15 protein-coding genes are annotated in these 19,527 nt (G+C 70.1%); 8 read left to right on the forward strand and 7 right to left on the reverse strand.

Translation table 11 applies throughout. The features are described from left to right. Positions 1–8: 8 nt before the first annotated feature. Complete coding sequence (locus PWS46_RS04470) at positions 9–1,364, reverse strand: PepSY-associated TM helix domain-containing protein (protein WP_434618582.1); 1,356 nt, start codon at positions 1,362–1,364, stop codon at positions 9–11. 51 nt (positions 1,365–1,415) lie between these two features. Then, positions 1,416–1,787 (reverse strand): hypothetical protein, encoded by a 372-nt coding sequence (locus tag PWS46_RS04475; protein WP_434618584.1) that lies wholly within the window; start codon positions 1,785–1,787, stop codon positions 1,416–1,418. Positions 1,788–2,002: 215 nt separating this feature from the next. Between PWS46_RS04475 and PWS46_RS04480 the strand changes: the two genes are divergently transcribed. Both PWS46_RS04480 and pbpC read left to right on the forward strand, forming a co-directional pair. Beyond that, complete coding sequence (locus PWS46_RS04480; protein WP_434618587.1) at positions 2,003–7,219, forward strand: MG2 domain-containing protein; 5,217 nt, start codon at positions 2,003–2,005, stop codon at positions 7,217–7,219. A gap of 3 nt (positions 7,220–7,222) precedes the next feature. Then, positions 7,223–9,292: a penicillin-binding protein 1C gene (gene pbpC / locus PWS46_RS04485; RefSeq protein ID WP_434618590.1), complete on the forward strand. Its 2,070-nt coding sequence runs from the start codon at positions 7,223–7,225 to the stop codon at positions 9,290–9,292. A 6-nt stretch (positions 9,293–9,298) separates the two neighbouring features. Here pbpC and PWS46_RS04490 read toward each other — a convergent pair whose 3' ends face one another. Then, positions 9,299–9,571, reverse strand: coding sequence for a hypothetical protein (locus PWS46_RS04490; RefSeq protein WP_434618593.1), 273 nt, complete (start codon positions 9,569–9,571; stop codon positions 9,299–9,301). 117 nt (positions 9,572–9,688) lie between these two features. Here PWS46_RS04490 and PWS46_RS04495 point away from each other — a divergent pair, with 117 nt between their 5' ends. Beyond that, positions 9,689–10,084, forward strand: coding sequence for a hypothetical protein (locus tag PWS46_RS04495; RefSeq protein WP_434618596.1), 396 nt, complete (start codon positions 9,689–9,691; stop codon positions 10,082–10,084). A gap of 70 nt (positions 10,085–10,154) precedes the next feature. Continuing rightward, positions 10,155–11,762, forward strand: coding sequence for a multicopper oxidase family protein (locus tag PWS46_RS04500; protein WP_434618598.1), 1,608 nt, complete (start codon positions 10,155–10,157; stop codon positions 11,760–11,762). Between the two features lie 84 nt (positions 11,763–11,846). Here PWS46_RS04500 and PWS46_RS04505 read toward each other — a convergent pair whose 3' ends face one another. From PWS46_RS04505 to map, 4 genes are read right to left on the reverse strand one after another with little or no spacing between them, the layout of a single operon-like run. Next, on the reverse strand, positions 11,847–12,299 hold the full coding sequence (locus PWS46_RS04505; RefSeq protein WP_434618601.1) for a cupin domain-containing protein: 453 nt from the start codon (positions 12,297–12,299) through the stop codon (positions 11,847–11,849). Next, the gene (locus PWS46_RS04510; RefSeq protein WP_434618604.1) at positions 12,292–12,885 is read right to left on the reverse strand and encodes a Uma2 family endonuclease; all 594 of its coding nucleotides are present in this window, start codon (positions 12,883–12,885) and stop codon (positions 12,292–12,294) included. The genes PWS46_RS04505 and PWS46_RS04510 overlap by 8 nt, the downstream gene beginning before the upstream one ends. 38 nt (positions 12,886–12,923) lie before the next feature. Further along, on the reverse strand, positions 12,924–13,514 hold the full coding sequence (locus PWS46_RS04515) for an NUDIX domain-containing protein (RefSeq protein WP_434618607.1): 591 nt from the start codon (positions 13,512–13,514) through the stop codon (positions 12,924–12,926). Then, complete coding sequence (gene map, locus PWS46_RS04520; protein ID WP_434619903.1) at positions 13,511–14,320, reverse strand: type I methionyl aminopeptidase; 810 nt, start codon at positions 14,318–14,320, stop codon at positions 13,511–13,513. Before map ends, PWS46_RS04515 begins: the two co-directional genes overlap by 4 nt. Positions 14,321–14,635: 315 nt before the next feature. Between map and radA the strand changes: the two genes are divergently transcribed. From radA to PWS46_RS04540, 4 genes are all read left to right on the forward strand, one after another. Beyond that, positions 14,636–16,084, forward strand: a complete 1,449-nt coding sequence (gene radA, locus PWS46_RS04525) for a DNA repair protein RadA (RefSeq protein ID WP_434618610.1) — start codon at positions 14,636–14,638, stop codon at positions 16,082–16,084. Between the two features lie 224 nt (positions 16,085–16,308). Beyond that, the gene (locus tag PWS46_RS04530; RefSeq protein ID WP_434618612.1) at positions 16,309–16,998 is read left to right on the forward strand and encodes a CvpA family protein; all 690 of its coding nucleotides are present in this window, start codon (positions 16,309–16,311) and stop codon (positions 16,996–16,998) included. A gap of 104 nt (positions 16,999–17,102) precedes the next feature. After that, on the forward strand, positions 17,103–18,551 hold the full coding sequence (purF, locus tag PWS46_RS04535) for an amidophosphoribosyltransferase (protein ID WP_434618615.1): 1,449 nt from the start codon (positions 17,103–17,105) through the stop codon (positions 18,549–18,551). Positions 18,552–18,745: 194 nt separating this feature from the next. Continuing rightward, complete coding sequence (locus PWS46_RS04540; protein WP_434618618.1) at positions 18,746–19,453, forward strand: SDR family NAD(P)-dependent oxidoreductase; 708 nt, start codon at positions 18,746–18,748, stop codon at positions 19,451–19,453. Positions 19,454–19,527 lie beyond the last annotated feature (74 nt).

The following is a 19,527-nucleotide window of genomic DNA, read 5'->3' on the forward strand; positions in this document are numbered from 1 at the left end:
ACGCGCGGTCAGGCCGTGCGCAGCGTGCGGACGCCGTAGGTAGCGGCCTCGACGACGGCGAAGACCAGCATCGAAATCCCGACCATCGGGAAGAACAGCCCGCCGGCCGCCGCGATGACGAACAGCCCCTTCGGCACGCCGGCCCCGGCCGGGAGGCGCGGCGCGCCCAGGCTGCCGGCGGGGCGGCGCTTCCACCACATCACCAGCCCCGACACCACCAGCCCGATCATCGCCACCAGCGAGGTCAGCAGGACCAACTGGTTGGCCAGCCCGAAGGCTTGGCCCATATGGATGCTGACCCCCCATTCCGCCAGCCGGCCGAACAGGCCGAGATCCTTCAGCCGCATGTCGAACAGCACCTTGCCGGAATACTGGTCGAGATGGACGACCCGTTCCTGCGTGATGTCGTCCGGATAGACCGACGCGGTGAAGACGCCGTCCGGCTTGGTCGGAATGACGAGGGCATAGCCCGGCGCGATCCCCAGCCCCTCCACCGTCCGCACCACGTCGTCCAGCTTGGCCGGAACCCCGCCTGCGGTGGTGGACAGCGGCGTCGGCTGGTTCTCGATGATCCAGGGGGCGCGGTCGATGCTGTCCTTCAGCGGCACGGTCGAGACCGGATATTTGTCCCAATAGCCGTCGGGCATGCCCATGCCGACCGCATAGGCGAAGCCGTAGAACTGCTTGCCCCAATAGCCGGACCAGGGCAGGCCGGTCATCGCCAGGAAGACGATGAAGACGCTGACGAAGACTCCGGTCACGGCGTGCAGGTCGCGCCAGAACAGGCGCTTGCCCGGCGTGCCGCGCACGGTGACCACTCCGCCCTTCTGGCCGCGCGGCCACCACAGATAGATGCCTGAGGCGGTCAACAGCACCATCCAGCCGGCGACGGCCTCGACGATGCGTTCGGCGAACCAGCCCGCATATTTCAGGCTGTGCAGCTTGCGCACCAGATACATCGACGGCGATCCGGCGGCACCGCCGTCCCACAGGCTGCCCAGCACCCGGCCGCTGTAGGGATCGACATAGACCGTGTCCTTGAGTCCGTCGGCGCCGGTGATCTGCACCCCGGCGGCGCGGTCTGCCGCCTCGGGCGGGCTGTAGCCTTTCAGCGTGCCGGGATGCGCCTCCAGCGCCTTCGCCACCAGGGCGGAGGGCGCCAGCCGCTCGGTGCCTTGCGGCGCGACGATGCGCAGGTCGCGGTGCAGGCCGTCGTTGATCTCGTCCTTGAACAGATAGATGCCGCCGGTCGCGGCGAGCAGGATGACGATGGGCGCGCAGATCAGCCCGGCGAAGAAATGCCAGCGCCAGAGCGCACGATAGAGCGCAGAGCCGATGGCTCCGCCTTGCAGAGGTCCAGTCATGATGTGTCCATTCGGTCGTCGCGATACGGATCGCCCGGTCAAGCGGGCGGCTCAGTGCCTCGGATGACGACCGGATGGCGGGGCCTGGGACTGGAAGGGCTTGCGGTCCTTCGGCCGGTGGACTTCGTCGGGCTTCGCCGACTCCGATGCCAGCAGGATCCCGGCAGGAATGACCGGCATCTGCAGGGCCGGCAGCAGCGCGATGTACTGGCCGAGCCAACTGCAAGGCAGATGCAGCGGCGAAAGCTGCTGCTTGTCGGTTTCGCCGCCATCGGGCAGCGGAACGCCGTCCCGGTCCACCGGCAGATAGACGATCTCGCTGCCGGTACAGATGGCGACATAGCCGTCGCGGTCGGCGGCGCCGGCGGTGGGGGCGACGACGCGCAGGAACAGGCTGAGTGCCAGCGCGAGCGCCAGCACCATCCCCCAACGTTCCTGCACTGTGCGGCAATATGCCAGCATCCGATTGCGACCGCCTCGCAAGCCTAGAAGCGGATCGTTACCCGATCCGCGAGGGGCGAACAAGTGCGGCGGGATCTCCTTACAGCCGAACGGTGCATCGGCGGTTCGCCATATCGCCATGAACCGATTATCGGCGCTATAAACGGAGGCATTCCCGCTTCCGCTTGTAAGGCGACATGATGGCACGGCTGCTGACGCTGCTCTGGGTTCTGGTGGTGATGGCCTTCGCGGCTGCTCCGGTCCGCGCCGACTATACGCCGCCGGGGGCGCTGTCGGACGCCACCGCCTATGCCAACGGGCTGCTGCTGAAATCGCCGCCGCAGCCCAAGCCGCAGGTGATCGCCGACCTGCTGAAGCAGGCCCATGCCGCCCGCGACCGCAAGGACATGGCCGGCGCCATCCAGGCCTATGAGAAGGCCATCACCCAGGGCGGCGGCTCGCCGTCGGTCTGGCTGGAGCTGAGCGCGGCCTGGATGGCAGCCACTCCGCCCAACAAGGACCGCGCGCTGCAGAGCGCCGTGATGGCCGGGCAGTTCAACCCGAAGGACGAGGAACGCGTCGCCATCCTCTGGCGCATCGCCACCCTGATGGACGAGGCGTTCGGCAAGCCGGACGAGGCGGTGAAGGCACTCAACTCCATCCGCCAGCTGGCGCCGAAGCTGGACGCGGCGACGCTCGACGCCCGCGCGCCGAAGCTGGAGGAACGTTTCGTCGCCATGCGCCGCAAGGCCGGGCTGGCGATGACCGGCGTCACCGTCAATGCGGAGGGCAGCAGCCCGCGCGTCTGCTTCCAGTTCAACGACCGCCTCAGCGGCAAGCAGGGCGTGCGCTTCGACGATTATGTCCGGGTGGAGCCGCCGACCAAGACCGCCATCGAGGCGCGCGAGAACAGCCTGTGCCTGCGCGGCGTCAGCCACGGCAACGGCTACACCGTCACCTTGCGCCAGGGCCTGCCCGGCGAGGACGGCGTGGTGCTGAAGGCCGACGAGACCCAGCATGTGCGCGTGCCCGACCGGCCGTCGATGGCCGCCTTCCGCGGCTCGGCCTACATCCTGCCGCGCAAGGGCGCCGACGGCATCCCGGTGGTCAGCGTCAACACCGATCGGCTCGACATCTCGGTCTACCGCATCGCCGACCGGGCGCTGGTCTCCAACAAGTCCGAAGGCAACATCTTCAACGAGCTGACCGGCTATTCCGCCGACCGGCTGGCGGAGGAGAACGGCGAACTGGTCTGGTCCGGCTCGCTGGAGGTGAAGGGGGAGCGCAACCGCGACACCACCGCCGCGATCCCCTTCCGGCAGGCGGTGGGCGACGATCCCAAGCCCGGCCTCTATGTCGTCACCGCCCGCCCGCATGACGTGGAGCAGGCCGACCGCTGGGACGCGCTGGCGACCCAATGGGTGCTGCTGTCCGACATCGGCCTGACCAGCTTCCGCGGCGCCGACGGGCTGACCGTCTTCGCCCGCTCCTTCGGCTCGGCCAAGCCGCTGCCGGGGGTGGATGTCGCGCTGGTCGCCCGCAACAACAGCGAACTGGCGCGGGTGAAGACCGACGAGTTCGGCCGCGCCCGCTTCGCGCCCGGCCTGCTGAAGACCGGCGGCAACGCGCCCGAGATGGTGATGGCCTATCTCGGCACCGACTTCGCCATGCAGGACCTGACCGGCGCCGCCTTCGACCTCAGCGACCGCGGAGTCGGCGGGCGTCCGGCGCCGGGGCCGATGGACGCCTTCGTCTATGCCGACCGCGGCGTCTACCGCCAGGGCGAGACGGTCAACCTGTCGATCCTGCTGCGCGACGACAAGACGGAGGCGGTGAGCGACTTCCCGCTGACGGTGAAGGTCCTGCGCCCCAGCGGCACCGAATATTACAGCGGCGCCCTGAAGGGGCAGGGGGCCGGCGGCTATTTCCTGCCGCTGAGCCTGACCCGCACCGCGCCGCTCGGCGGCTGGGAGGTGCTGGTCTATGGCGACCCGAAGGGCGAGCCGATCGGCCGCGGCGGGTTCCAGGTCGAGGATTTCGTGCCGGTCAAGCTGGCGCTCGACCTGACTGCCGGCGCGCCGATCCTGGTGCCGGGCCAGCCCTTCGAGGTGACGGCGCAGGGCCGCTTCCTCTACGGCCCGCCGGCCGCCGGTCTGGACGGCACCGCCGAGGTGGCGCTGAAGCCCGACCCGACGCCCTATCCGGCCTTCAAGGACTATCGCTTCGGCCGGGTGCAGGACAACCCCACCGAGCGGCTCGACCCGCTGGAGTTCCCGACCACCGACGAGCAGGGCGTCTCCCACATCGCCGTGACGCTGCCGGAGGTGCCCGACACCAGCAAGCCGCTGCGCGCCGACATCCGCGTCACCCTGTCGGAGCCGGGCGGGCGCCCGGTGAAGAAGTCGGTTTCGGTACCGGTGCGGCCAAAGACCTATGCGCTCGGCCTGCGCCCGCGCTTTTCCGACGGCCGCATCGGCGAGGGGGCGGAGGCCGCCTTCGACCTGGTCGCCGTGGCCCCGGACGGCAGTGCCATCGCGAAGCCCGGCGTCAAATGGGAACTGGTGGAGGAGCGGGTTTCCTTCGTCTGGTTCCGCCGCGACGGCCGCTACAGCTACAACGCCTCGGTGCGCGACGTGCCGCTGGCCTCCGGGACCGTCGATGTCGGCGCCGACAAGCCGGCCTTGGTGGCGTTGGGCAAACGTGACTTCGGCCGCTACCGGCTGGAGGTGACGGACAGGGCGGCCGGCGTCGCCAGCTCCTACCGCTTCTATTCCGGCTGGGCCAGCGGTGACGACACCGCCGACATCCCGGACAAGCTGGAGGTCTCCACCGACAGGCAGTCCTATAAACCCGGCGAGACTGCGCGCATCCGCGTGGCGCCGCCCTTCGCCGGTGAGCTGCTGGTGACGGTGGCGACCGACCGCATCTTCGACGTCCGCACCCTGTCGGTTCCGGCCGAGGGCGCGACGGTCGAAATTCCGGTCGATGCCGCCTGGGGTCCCGGCGCCTATGTCACCGCCACCGCTTACCGTCCGCCGGTCAAGGGACGGGAGCGCCAGCCGGTGCGCGCCATGGGCGTCGCCTGGGTGGGCGTCGACCCGTCGGTCCGCACCCTGACTGTCACGCTCGACGCGCCGCAGGTGATGCGTCCGCGCGGCCGGCTGGAGGTCGGGGTGAAGGTCGCCGCCGCCGATGGCGGGACGATGGAGGACACCTATGTCACGCTTGCCGCGGTGGATGAGGGCATCCTGCGCCTGACCGACTTCGCCAGCCCGCAGCCGGAGAAGCATTATTTCGGCAAGCGCCGGCTCGGCCTCGACATCCGTGACGATTACGGCCGGCTGATCGACCCGCTCGACGGTCCCTATGGCGCCATGCGCCAGGGCGGCGATTCCAGCGGCGCCGGGCTGCCGGTGGTGCCCTTCACCGTGGTCTCGCTGTTCCACGGGCCGGTGAAGCTCGGGGCCGACGGCACCGCCCGCATCGGCTTCGACGTTCCGGACTTCAATGGCGAGCTTCGGCTGATGGCGGTGGCCTACAGCCGCGGCCGGGTCGGCTCCGCCGCCGGGCCGGTGACGGTGCGCGATCCGCTGGTGGCCGACGCCATCCTGCCGCGCTTCCTCGCCCCCGGCGACGACAGCCGCGTGACCCTGTCGCTCCACAATGTCGAGGCGGCGGCCGGCACCTACGAGGTGGCGGTGACCGCGCAGGACGCGGTGGCGGTGGAGGGCGGCAATCTCTCCGTCCCGCTGGCGAAGGGCGAGCGCAAGACGCTGGTGGTGCCGCTGAAGGGCGTTTCCGCCGGCATCGGCCATGTCGCCGTGGCGGTGAAGGGGCCGGAAAACCTGGCGCTGAGCCACGAGTACGGCATCACCGTCCGCCCGGCCCGGGCGGTGGAGACCCAGTTCGTCACCCGCCAGATCGCGCCCGGCGAGAGCGTCCGCTTCGACGGGGCGGAGCTTGCCACATATCTGCCGGGGACGGCCAACTGGTCGGCCAGCTTCACCACGGCACCGCCCTTCGACGTCGGCGGCATCCTGAGGGCGCTCGACCGTTATCCCTTCGGCTGCCTGGAGCAGACGGTCAGCCGCGCCCTGCCGCTGCTGGTGGTGCGCGACGTCGAGCTGGCACTGGGCAAGGACCGCAAGCCGGACGACGGCCTGGAGGCGCGGGTCCAGCAGGCGATCTCCCGCACGCTCGACAAGCAGCGCTTCGACGGCGCCTTCGGCCTGTGGGGCGCCCATGACGAGGCCGACGGCTGGCTGACCGCCTATGCCGCCGAGTTCCTGGTCCGCGCCAAGCAGAAGGGCGAGGCGGTGCCGGACAAGCCGCTGACCGACGCGCTGTCCTGGCTGCGCCAGCGCGCCATCGCCAGCGCTTCCGACCCGGAGGAACTGGCGGTGCGCGCCTATGCCCTGCACACGCTGGCGCTGGCCGGCGTGTCGCTGCCGGGGCCGGCGCGCTACCTGCACGACACCGCGCTGGAGAAGCTGCCGACCCCGCTCGCCAAGGGGCAGCTGGGTGCTGCGCTCGCCCGCATGGGCGACAAGGAGCGGGCGGCCAGCGCCTTCGACAGCGCGGTCGCCCATCTGGCCCGCGAGGACTGGCATGTCGATTACGGCTCCACCGTCCGCGACGCCGCGGCGCTGGTGGCGCTGATGACCGAGGTCGATATGGCCGGCAACCGCATCCCGGCGCTGATCGACCGGCTCCCTGCCTCCGCCACTGCCGCCGGCCGCACCAACACGCAGGAGAAGGCATGGTCGGTTCTGGCCGCCGACGCCCTGCTGCGAGGCGCGCCGGCCAAGGCGGAGGTGACGCTGGGCGGCACGCGCAAGGAAGGCGCGCGGGTCGACCTGACCCCGACGCTGGCCCAGCTGAAGGCCGGCATCCCGGTCGCCAACGCCGGCAAGGCGGCGGTGTGGCAGGCGGTGTCGCTGTCCGGCGTGCCGGTGGCGCCGCAGCCGGCGGCGCGCGAGGGACTGCGCATCAAGCGCTACTTCTTCACCCGCAAGGGCGAGCCGCTGAACCTCGACACCATCAAGCAGAACGACGTGTTCGTCGTCGTGCTGGAGGGCGAGGCCAACACCAAGCTGTTCCACCAGGGCATGGTCACCCACGCGCTGCCCGCCGGCTGGGAGATCGAGAACGCCAGGCTGGGCGGCGGCACCCCGGAGGAGATGCAGTGGCTGGGCGATCTCAGCTACACCCGCACGACCGAGGCGCGCGACGACCGCTATGTCGCGGCGGTGGACCTGACGGAGGACCAGCAGACCTTCAAGCTGGCCTTCATCGTCCGTGCCATCACCCCCGGCACCTATGAACTGCCGGGCGCCACGGTGGAGGACATGTACAAGCCGCGCTTCTTCGCCCGCCAGACCACCGGGCGGATCACGGTCCATCCGGCGGAGTAAGGATTGGCGCGGAAATGGCTGCGGCGGGGCGGAGCGGCGGCGGCGGGCGTCGCCGCCCTGATGGGGACGGCGCTGGCGCTCGACCGGCTGTTCCCGCCGCCGCTGGACCGGCTGGCCGACCTGTCGGTGACCGTCACCGACCGCAAGGGCCAGCCGTTGCGCGTCTTCACCAACGCGGCCGGCGCGTGGCGGCTGCCGGCGACGGTCGACGACGTGTCGCCCCTGTTCGTCGAGCTTCTGCTGGCCTATGAGGACCGTCGCTTCGAAAGCCATGCCGGCGTCGACCCATTGGCGGTGCTGCGGGCGGCGGCGCAGAATCTCGGGGCCGGGCGGGTGGTCTCCGGTGCCTCCACCATCACCATGCAGGTCGCCCGCCTGCTGGAGCCGCGCCCGCGCACCTTCGGCGCCAAGCTGATCGAGGCGGCGCGCGCGGCGCAGCTGGAATGGCGCTACGGCAAGCGCGACATCCTCGGCATGTACCTGACGCTTGCCCCCTATGGCGGCAACATCGAGGGGATCCGCGCCGCCTCGCTGATGCTGCTGGGCAAGGCGCCGGTGGAGCTGGACGCGGCGGAGGCGGCGCTGCTGGTCTCGCTGCCGCAATCGCCCTCCCGCCTGCGGCCCGACCGCTATCCGGAGCGGGCGCAGGCGGCGCGCGACAAGGTGCTGGACCGGGTGGCGGAAGCCGGCGCGCTGTCGCCCAAGGCGGTGGCGGAGGCGAAGACCCTGCCGGTCCCCTCGTCCCGCCTGTCCCTGCCGGCCTCTGCCCCGCATCTGGCCGACCGGCTGCGCAACGCCGATCCCCACCGGCCGGTGATCGCCACCACCATCGACGGCACGCTGCAGCACGCCATCGAAGCCATGGCCCGCCGGACGGCGGAAACGCTGAACCCGCAGGCCGGACTGGCGGTGCTGGTGGTCGACAACCGCGACCGCTCGGTCCTGGCCTATCTCGGCAGTCCCGATGCACTGGACGAGACCAGGCAGGGTCCCATCGACATGGTGCGGGCGGTGCGCTCGCCGGGGTCGGCGCTGAAGCCCTTCATCTATGGGCTGGGCTTCGACGACGGCATCATCCACCCGCTGACCCAGATCGCCGACGTCTCCACCCGCTTCGGCGACTGGGCGCCGCGCAATTTCGACCGCAGCTTCACCGGCGACCTGACGGTGATGGAGGCGCTGCAGCGCTCGCTGAACGTGCCGGCGGTGCTGGTGCTCGACCGCGTCGGCCCCCTGCGCTTCGCCGAGGCGCTGCGCAAGGTAGGATCCCGGCTGGTGCTGCCCCGCGGCACCGCGTTGCCGGGGCTGCCGGTGGCGCTGGGCGGGGCGTCGATCAGCCTGTGGGACATGACGACCCTCTACAGCGGGCTGACCCGCGACGGGATGGTCGCGCCGCTGCGCACCATGATGGAGCAACAGGACGGGCCGGAACAACGGCTGTTGTCCGCCTCCGCGGCGCAGCAGGTGCGGGCGATCCTGGAAGGCTCGGCTCCGCCGCCGGGGGTGGTGCAGGCGCAGGAGTTGCGCGGCAGCGGCCCGGTCGCGCTGAAGACCGGCACCAGCTACGGCTTCCGCGACGCCTGGGCCTTCGGCGTCACCGGGCGCTACACGGTGGGGGTGTGGGTCGGCCGGCCGGACGGCACGCCCAGCCCCGACCATTACGGCCGCAACACCGCCGCCCCGCTGCTGTTCGAGGTGTTCGACCTGCTGCCGGCCGAGCGTGGCCGCCCCGCCGGGCCGGTGCGCAACGACGCGCCGCCGGACCTTCTGCGCCGCCTGCGGCCGGGCGAGGTGGAACTGGCCGGCTCGCGACAGACCGACCGGCTGCGCCTGACCTTCCCGGTCAGCGACATGGTGCTGGAGGCGCTGGGACCGGATGGCAGGGGGGAGCCGATGACCCTGACCGCCAGCGGCGGGCGGCGTCCGCTGTCCTGGCTGATCGACGGCCGGCGCATCGCCCAGTCGCCCATCGCGCGCGAGGTGCTGTGGCGGCCGGCCGGGCCGGGGGTGGTGCGGGTGACCGTGCTGGACGCCGACGGCCGCAGCGACAGCGCGACCGTCGAGATTCGCTGAACGAGACTAGGACGCGCGGCGCAAACCGAAGGGGGCGTCGTCGCGCCGGCTCCACACCCGCGTGCGGACCCGCATCTGCTTCTGGCAATCCACCGAGCAATAGAGCGGCGCCGGTCCCCGCGTGGACGGACGGACGAAGGGACGGCCGCAGCAGGCGCAATGCAGCTGGCGGGTCGCGGTGTGCGGGATATTGGCCGGACGGGCGGAGGCGGACATCTGGAAGAGTTCGGACTGGTTTCGGGTGAGCGCCAATATAGGGGCGGTGTGTTGCAGTTCCATGCTCGGGAAAACGCCTAGAACCGAATGGGTAGAGGGTCTGTCCGGCGGTCGGGGGTGGTTGACCGGCTTCGTCCAAGGGCCTATCTGGAAAGGCTGAAAACAAGCGGGAGCAGCGCGGTGCCGATGCGCGTCGCCGACTGGATGCGGAGGCTGGGTGGTGTCGCGGGGGCATTGGTCCTCGTGATGCTCGGCCTGCTGCTGTGGTCGGGTGCCGCCACCGCCGCGTGCCCGCACGAGCGGCCGGGTTCACCGGCCGCTGTCACGTCGCACACCAATTCGCATGCGACGGACGCGAACCGCGTCGACCATGGCCGGCCGGCGCCGGGCCGTCCGCACCATGCGGTTCAGCCCTGCTGTGCCGGCATGGCCTGCGCCGCCGTGCCCGTCGGGCTGCCCGGTGCCGGGATGACGTCGCCGCTCGGATCGGCAGGGATCAAGTTGGGCTGGGCCGCCGGGCCGTTGCGCGAGGGGCTGGGCCTGCGCCCCGCTCTGCCGCCGCCCCGGCTGGGATGATGCCGATGCGCCGCCGGTCATGAGCGGCGCCATCCTCCATCCCAAATCCCCCGATCATCCGGAGTCCATCATGACTCTCGCGCTTTCCCGCCGCCGTCTGCTGTCCACGGCGGCGGCCGGCGGCTGTGCCGCCCTGTTGCCCGCCTTTCCCCGCTCGGTCCTGGCCGCCGCTCCTGATGCCGCCCCAACCGGCGGCGATGCCGTCCGCTTGACCGTCGAGCGCCGCACCCTGGAGGTGAACGGCAAGTCTGCCAGCATGTTCGGCATCCGCCAGCCCGACGGCACGCATGGGCTGGCCCTCGATCCCGGCCGGCCTTTCCTGGTCGACCTGACGAACCGGGCCGGGGAGGACACCATCATCCACTGGCACGGCCAGACCCCGCCCTATGTCCAGGACGGCGTCGCCGACAGGAACCGGCCGACGATCCGCGACGGCCTGACGGTGCGCTACGACTTCGCCCCGAGCACCGGCACCCACTGGATGCACTCCCATCACGGGCTGCAGGAACAGCTGCTGATGGCCGCCCCGCTGGTGGTCCGCAGTGACGAGGACCTCCGCGCCGACGAGCAGGAGATGACCATCCTGCTGCACGACTTCACCTTCCGCGACCCGGCCGAGCTTCTGGCATCGGTGGCCGGGCCGTCCGCCGGAATGGCGCATGGCGGGCATGGTGGGCAAGGTACTGGCGGCATGGGGCAGGGGGCCATGAACCAGGGTTCCATGGATCACGGCGCCATGAATCACGGTCAGATGAGTCCGGGTCAGATGAGTCCGGGCCAGATGGACCATGGCGCCATGAATCACGGCTCCATGCCCCAGCCCAACGGCCATGACAGGGTCGGCATGTCCGGCGGCATGGCGATGGACCTGAACGACATTGATTACGACGCCTATCTCGCCAACGACCGCACCCTTGCCGATCCGCAGGTGGTGCGGGTGGAGCGGGGCGGGCGGGTGCGGCTGCGCGTCATCAATGGCGCCACCTCCACCGCCTTCCATCTCGACCTCGGGCGGCTGACCGGGCAGGTGATCGCCGCCGACGGCAACCCGGTACGTCCGGTGGCGGGCAGCCGCTTCGGCCTTTCGATGGGGCAGCGGCTCGACATCCGCCTGACCCTGCCGGCCGGCGGCGGCGCCTTCCCGATCCTGGCCCTGCGCGAAGGGGCGGTGCAGCGCACCGGCATCATCCTCGCCACCCCCGGCGCGGCGGTGGAGAAGGTCGCGGACACCGGGCAGGCGGAGACCGACGCGCTCGACCTGTCGCTGGAACGGCAACTGGTTGCGGTGACTCCGCTGGCGGCACGGGCGGCCGACCAGACGCGGCGGATGCAACTGACCGGCTCGATGATGCCCTATGTCTGGAGCCTCGACGGCCGCACCTTCGGCCAGCACCGGCCGCTGCTGGTCCGCCAGGGCCAGCGGGTGGAGCTGACCTTCGAGAATGCCTCGATGATGGCGCACCCCATGCACCTGCACGGCCACCATTTCCAGGTGGTGGCGATCGACGGCCGGCCGGTGGCGGGCGCGGTGCGCGACACCGTTCTGGTGCCGATGATGGCGAGCGTGACCGTCGCCTTCGACGCCGACAACCCCGGCCGCTGGCCGTTGCACTGCCACAACCTGCTGCACATGGCGACCGGGATGATGACGGAGGTGGTCTATGAAGGCTTCGTTTGAGGGGCGCTGAGGCGCAGCATTGAACGCCCGCGCCCGCCCTCTCCCGGCCCGAACGCCGGGGGAGGGCGGGCGATCATCCGCCCTTCACGAATCCTGCCCCGGTTCCCATCCCTCCGGCGCCATCCTGAACCCGGCGAACTCGAAGGCTGGCGCCACGGTGCAGCTCACCAGCGACCAGCCGTCCGGCCCGTCGGCGAGGCTGCGCGCCGCCTGCCAGGCCCCGACCGGCACCACCGCCTGAGGCCGCTCGCCGCTGGCGATGTCCATCCCCAGCCGGCGGCGCTCGACCGTCCCGCCCTCTTCGAAGACCGACAACTCCAGCGGCGCCCCGCCATGCCAGAGCCAGACCTCTACGGCATCAACCGCATGCCAATGCGACCGCTCCCCCGCCCGCAGCAGGAAATAGATCGCCGTGACCGCCCCACGCCCGCCATCCGCCGGCGCCCGATAGGTCTCGACGTAGCAGCCCCCTTCCGGATGCGGCTGCAGCCCAAGCAACTCGATCAGCCGCTCGGCGGACAAGGCGTGTTCAGGCATCGTCGGTGTCGCCCATATGGATGGTCAGGTCGAAGGTCACCCGCGTGTCCTCATAGATCGTGGGCAGCGGCAGCGTCACCTCCAGCGCCGGGATCAACAGCGCGCCCTCCGGCCCGGAGATCAGCTCATGCGTCCAGCCGTCGCCCGCGCGCCGGAAGCTCTCGACCACCGCCACGCGCTGATGGACCAGCACATATTGGGACAGCGAGGGCAGGGTGCGGTAGGCGGCGCTCTTGGTGGTGTGGTCGTAGCTCGACGTGCTGTCCGACAGCACTTCGATGATCACCGTCGGCTCGGTCGCCAGCCGGTCGCGGTCGTCCAGCGCGGCGCAGGTGACGAAGACGTCCGGATAGAACACCGACTCGTCGGCGAGGATCCGCATCGTCTCCTGAAACACCCGGCAGGGCGACCCGCGCAACGCCGCGCGCAAGGCGGCGTAGATATTGCCGGAGATCTGGTTGTGGGCGACCGTCCCGCCGACCATGGCGACGATCTCGCCCTGGAGGAATTCGTGGCGGCCATCCTGCCGCTCCTCCCAGGCGAGAAACTCGTCAAGCGTCATCCGGCGCTGTTTGCGCAGGGCCATGCCCGCCCTCCCGGTCGGTGAAAGGTCGCCCTGACTTTTTACACCGACCGCGACCGCGCCGCCATGCCCAGCCCCTCGCGCAGTTCGGGCATCAGCATCGCCCCCAGCATGGCGATCACCGGCAGCACCGCGTAATCGCCGCGCGCCGCCGCGTCGATCAGCTCGCGCGCACTGTGCAGCTCGATCCGCATGTCCTCCAGATCACCATGATCGGGCTCCGCGACCTTGCGGGCGCCTTTGGCGTGGAACATGTGGCAGGTGCTGCCCTTGGAGTTCGCCCCTACCACGAATCCGCCTAGCGCCGTCCAGTCCTCGGCGGCATAGCCGGTCTCCTCCAGAAGCTCGCGCTTCGCGGCCTCCAGCGGCTCCTCGCCGGGGTCGATGGCGCCGGCCGGGAAGGTCAGGCTGACCCGCCGCGCCCCATGCTTGTAGGTGCGCAGCATGACGACCTTGCCGTCCTCGGTCTCGACATACATCAGGGCGAAGTCGGGCTGGTCGAGCTGGTAGAAATTCTCCACCGTCCGCCCGTCCGGCAGCCGCACCGTCTCCGCCCGCACCTTCAGGTACGGGCTGGCGTCGAGCAGGTCGCGGCTGCCCAGCACCTCCCACGGCTTCTGGTCGTCGCTCATGCGGCGTTCCCATAGGGAGGTTGGGTGAAGCCGGCGGGGGAGAGGGTGAAGATCTCGCAGCCGTCCTCGGTGATGCCGATCTGGTGCTCGAACTGTGCCGACAGCGAGCGGTCGCGGGTGACCGTGGTCCAACCGTCGGACAGGATCTTCACCTCCGGCCGGCCGGCGTTGATCATCGGCTCCACCGTGAAGATCATGCCGGGGCGCAGCTCCACGCCGGTGCCGGGCTTGCCGAAATGGTCGACATGGGGGGCGCCGTGGAAGACCTGCCCGATGCCGTGCCCGCCGAAATCGCGCACCACCGAACAGCGCGCCGCCTCCGCCATCGTCTGGATGGCATGGCCGATGTCGCCCAGATGGTTGCCCGGCTTGGCCTGGGCGATGCCGGCCATCATGCAGCGATAGGTCAGGTCGACCAGCTTGCGCGCCTTCACCCCGATCTTCTCGCCGACGAAATACATGCGGCTGCTGTCGCCGTACCAGCCGTCGAGGATCACCGTGACGTCGATGTTGACGATGTCGCCTTCCACCAGCTTCTTGTCGTCGCTTGGGATGCCGTGGTTGACGACGTGGTTGGGCGAGATGCAGCTGCTGGCCGGATAGCCCTGATAGCCTAGCGTCGCCGGAATGCCGCCGCGGTCGCGCTGGAATTCCTCGATCAGCGTGTCGAGCTTCCCGGTGCTGACCCCCGGCACCACGAAGGGCCCGATATAGTCCAGCGTCTCGGCCGCCAGCCGGCAGGCCTTCCGCACCGCCTCGAACCCCTCCGGACCGTGCAGCACGATCCGCTTGCCTTCCCTGTCCATCACACCGTCATCCGTCACGTAATTCCTGTTTTCGTTCCTTCCCCCTCTCCCCCCCGGGGAGAGGGTTGGGGTGAGGGGGATGCACAGGGTGGATTCTCGGTAAAGGGCCGCCGCGCGACCCCCTCACCCTAACCCTCTCCCCGGGGGGGAGAGGGGACTCCATCCTCAGATCGTCTCGTCGATGAGCAAACCGCAAGCAACCTATCACGCCGGGGGTCCGAAAAAAGCTCCTGCATTCCACCCCTGCAAACGTAGGATTCGGCGGGGCATCTTGCTATATGTGGCGGGCCCTATCCCCATCGGACTACCAGACCTTTGGCGAAGCCCACCACCCGATATGTCTGTCAGGCCTGCGGCGCCTCCTACCCGAAATGGGCGGGCAAGTGCGACGCCTGCGGCGAATGGAACAGCCTCGTCGAGGAGGCTGCGCCCGACAGCGCGCCCAAGGGGCTGGGCAGCGCCCGTGGCCGCCGCATCGACTTCGTCGGCCTGCACGGATCCAGCGAGGCGCCGCCGCGGCGCATGACCGGCATCGCCGAGTTCGACCGCGTCTGCGGCGGCGGGCTGGTTCCCGGCTCGGCCATCCTGATCGGCGGCGATCCCGGCATCGGCAAATCGACCCTTCTGCTCCAGGCGATGGCCCGGCTGTCGCAGGACCACCGCTGCGCCTATGTCTCGGGCGAGGAGGCGGTCGATCAGGTCCGCCTGCGCGCCCAGCGCCTCGGCTGCGCCACCGCCCCCGTCGATCTGGCGTCGGCCACCAGCGTGCGCGACATCGTCGCCTCGCTCGACGACGCCAAGGGGCCGGAGGTGATCGTCATCGATTCGATCCAGACCATGTATATGGACAATCTGGACAGCGCCCCCGGCACCGTCGCCCAGGTCCGCGCCAGCGCGCAGGAGTTGATCCGCATCGCCAAGCGGCGCGGCGTCGTCCTGCTTCTGGTCGGCCATGTCACCAAGGAAGGCATGATCGCCGGTCCCCGCGTGCTGGAGCACATGGTGGACACCGTCCTCTATTTCGAAGGCGAGCGCGGCCACCAGTTCCGCATCCTGCGCGCCGTCAAGAACCGCTTCGGCCCGACCGACGAGATCGGCGTGTTCGAGATGGGCGACGCCGGCCTCGGCGAGGTCGCCAACCCGTCCGCCCTGTTCCTCGCCGAACGGCGCGGCGACGTGTCCGGCGCCGCCGTCTTCGCCGGGATGGAGGGCACCCGCCCCGTCCTGGTCGAGGTGCAGGCGCTGGTCGCCCCGTCGCCGCTCGGCACGCCGCGCCGCGCCGTGGTCGGCTGGGACTCCGCCCGCCTCGCCATGGTGCTGGCGGTGCTGGAGGCGCGCTGCGGCGTGCAGATCGGCGCCAACGACGTCTACCTCAACGTCGCCGGCGGCCTGCGCATCACCGAACCCGCCGCCGACCTCGCCGTCGCCGCCGCTCTCGTCTCCTCCCTGACCGGGGAGCCGGTGCCGGCCGACGCCGTGGTGTTCGGCGAGATCGGCCTGTCGGGCGAGGTCCGAGCCGTCGGCCAGAGCGACACGCGCCTGAAGGAGGCGGCGAAGCTCGGCTTCACCTCCGCCATCTTCCCGGCGCGCCGCACCGGCAAGAAGGGCGGCCGCGGCGACAACGGCCTGAAGACGGTCGAACTCCAGCAACTGGGCGAGCTGATGCCGCTGTTCCAGCCGCAAGGCTCCTCCGGCCGGCCGCCCTCGCGTCGTCCCCACGACGACAACGACACGCGCCGCTGGCGCGACGACGAATTCATCTGAACCACGGGATTTGCGGTCTGAAATCATGGTCTTCGCAAGGAACGGCCGTCATCCCCGCGAAGGCGGGGATCCAGGAAGCCCGCCGGCGGACGCGCTGGAGCGGTTGGATTCCCGCCTTCGCGGGAATGACGTGGCTTGTTCGGGGGGCCGAGGCATTCGGAATGCAATGGTCGTAAGCTGCAAACGCCTCTCTCAACCGGCACTCCAATAATCGGCACAGGGTCATGGACAACCTTCCCGTCAATCCGGTGGACATCGTCGTCATCGCCGTCGTGCTTCTGGCCGCACTGCTGGCCTTCAGCCGCGGGCTGGTGGCTGAACTGGTGTCGGTCCTCGCCTGGGCCGGCGCGGCGATCGTCACGCTCTACGCACTGCCCCATGTCCTTCCCTACGCGCAGATCTACATCCGGTTCGAGATGCTGGCCTACGCCGCCTCGGCGGTTGCGGTGTTCATCGTCGCGCTGATCGTGCTGTCGCTGCTGGGGCGCAGCCTGTCGCGCGGGGTACAGGCGTCCGCCCTGTCGGCGCTCGACCGCACGCTGGGCTTCGCCTTCGGGCTGGTGAAGGGCGGGGTGCTGGTGTCCATCGCCTATCTGTTCTTCCTCTGGCTGGTGCCGAACCCGGCCGAACAGCCGGTGTGGCTGCAGCAGGCGAAGACCCGTCCCTTCCTGGCCGCCGGCGCCGAGACGCTCTACGCCTTCGTGCCGGAGACTCTGCGTCGGGAAGGGCTCGGCCAGATGGACATGGCGCGCGACCGTGCGCGTCAGGCGATGGAGGCCAAGCAGGCGCTCGACCGCCTGTCGACACCGGTGCCCAGCCCCGCGAAGACCGGGGGTGCGCAGGCGCCCGATACCGGTTATAAGGACCGCGACCGCGCCGACCTTGAAAGGCTGATGCAGAACAACGCCCGCTGAGCTTGACCGCTCGGTTTCGGCGCTATCGACGTTTGTGGACCGTTTCTTTCCGTTGCATGTGCTGACGCGCCCTGGGGCGCCTCTTGGACGAAGGACTTCTGGTGATGCTGACGACGCATCCGTTCGACGACGACAAGCTGCGCGAGGAGTGCGGCGTGTTCGGCATCTACGGCAACCCGCAGGCGGGCGCCATCACGGCGCTGGGCCTGCACGCCCTGCAGCACCGCGGGCAGGAGGCGGCGGGCATCGTCAGCTTCGACGGCGGGCGCTTCCACCTGCAGCACACGCTGGGTCTGGTCGGCGACCATTTCAGCTCCGAGGCGATCATCGCCAAGCTGAAGGGCGCCAGCTCCATCGGCCATGTGCGCTACGCCACCACCGGCGACACCTCGATCCGCAACGTCCAGCCGCTCTACGCCGATTTCGAGTTCGGCGGCTTCGCGCTGGCCCACAACGGCAACCTGACCAACGCGCAGGCGCTGCGCCGCCAGCTGGTCCGTCGCGGCTGCCTGTTCCAGTCCTCCACCGACACCGAGGTGATCGTCCATCTGATGGCGACCGCCCGCGGCGGTTCGCCGGTCGACCGCCTGATCGAGGCGGTGCGGCAGGTCGAGGGCGCCTTCTCCCTGGTGGCGCTGACCTCCAAGGAAGTGATCGGCGTGCGTGATGCGCTCGGCGTCCGTCCGCTGGTTCTGGGCAAACTGGGCGACACCCATCTGCTGGCCAGCGAGACCTGCGCCTTCGACATCGTCGGCGCCGAATATGTCCGCGACGTCGAGCCGGGCGAGATGATCGTCATCGACGACAGCGGCGTCCACAGCCTCCGCCCGTTCCAGCCGCAGCAGCGCCGCCTCTGCATCTTCGAATACATCTACTTCGCCCGTCCGGACAGCGTGATGGAGGGCACCTCTGTCTATCAGGCCCGCCAGCGCATCGGCCGTGAACTGGCCCGCGAGGCCGGCGTGCCCGCCGACGTGATCGTCCCCGTCCCCGACAGCGGCGTGCCCGCGGCGCTGGGCTACGCCCAGGAAGCCGGCGTGCCGTTCGACCTCGGCATCATCCGCAACCACTATGTCGGCCGCACCTTCATCGAGCCGACCGACCAGATCCGCCACCTCGGCGTGAAGCTGAAGCACAACGCCAACCGCGCGATGATCGAGGGCAAGCGCGTCGTGCTGGTCGACGACAGCATCGTCCGCGGCACCACCTCGAAGAAGATCGTCGAGATGGTCCGCGCCGCCGGTGCCGCCGAAGTGCACATGCGCATCTCCAGCCCGCCGACCTCGCACCCCTGCTTCTACGGCATCGACACCCCGGAGCAGGGCAAGCTGTTGGCCCACCGCATGACGGTGGAGCAGATGCGCGAGTTCATCCAGGCCGACAGCCTCGCCTTCATCTCGCTCGACGGCCTCTACCGCGCGATGGGCGAGGAGCGGCGCGACCCGAAGAATCTCGGCTATTGCGACGCCTGCTTCACCGGCGACTACCCGATCCCGCTGACCGACGCGCTGGAAAGCCCGCCGGTCGAGGCGAACGTCGCCTCCCGCGCCTGAGTTAACACCCTCTCCCGCCCCGGGAGAGGGGAGGGGCCCAAGCGAAGCTTGGGAGGGGTGAGGGGTGTTCCAAGGCGCCATGCGCTTCTGGTTCCTTGGACCACCCCTCACCCTCCCCACGCCTTCGGCGCGGGTCCCCTCCCTCTCCCGGGGCGGGAGAGGGCATGTCCACGTCCAACGCCAGGGCTACTTCCATGTCCCGTCTCTCCGGCCGCATCGCCCTCGTCACCGGTGCATCGCGCGGCATCGGCGCCGCCGTCGCCAAGCGCTTCGCCGCCGAAGGCGCCCATCTGGTCCTGGTTGCCCGCACCGTCGGCGGGCTGGAGGAGACCGACGACGCCATCCAGAAGATTTCCGGCCAGTCGGCCACCCTGGTGCCGATGGATCTGCGCGACTACGACAAGATCGACCAGCTCGGCCACGCGCTCTACCAGCGCTTCGGCAAGCTGGACGTCGTCGTCGGCAATGCCGGCGCGCTGGAGGCGCTCGGCCCCGTCGCCCAGTATGACCCGAAGCTGTGGTCGCGGGTGATGGACCTGAACGTGACGGCCAACTACCGGCTGATCCGCTCGATGGACCCGCTGCTGCGCGCGTCGGGCACGGGCCGCGCCATCTTCGTCACCTCGGCCGCCGCCAGGGCACCGCATCATTACTGGATGCCCTACGGCGCCAGCAAGGCGGCGCTGGAGATGATCGTGAAGACCTACGCGATGGAGGTCTCCGGCTCGACCCTGCGCGTCAACCTGATCGACCCCGGTGTGGTGGCGAGCAAGCTGCGCACCCAGGCCTTCCCCGGCGAGGACCCGACGAAGGTCGCCCAGCCCGACGACGTGACCGAGCCGTTCGTCGAACTGGCCGAAGCCGGCTGCGAGCGGCATGGGGAACTGGTGCAGGCGCAGTGAGTGTGTGGTGGGGCGTCGGTTGACGATGCCCCCTCCCTAACCCTCCCCCGCGTTCCGCGGGAGAGGGGACTGCC

Origin of the sequence: Azospirillum sp. B2RO_4 (assembly GCF_051124815.1) — a bacterium.
Lineage (GTDB): Bacteria > Pseudomonadota > Alphaproteobacteria > Azospirillales > Azospirillaceae > Azospirillum.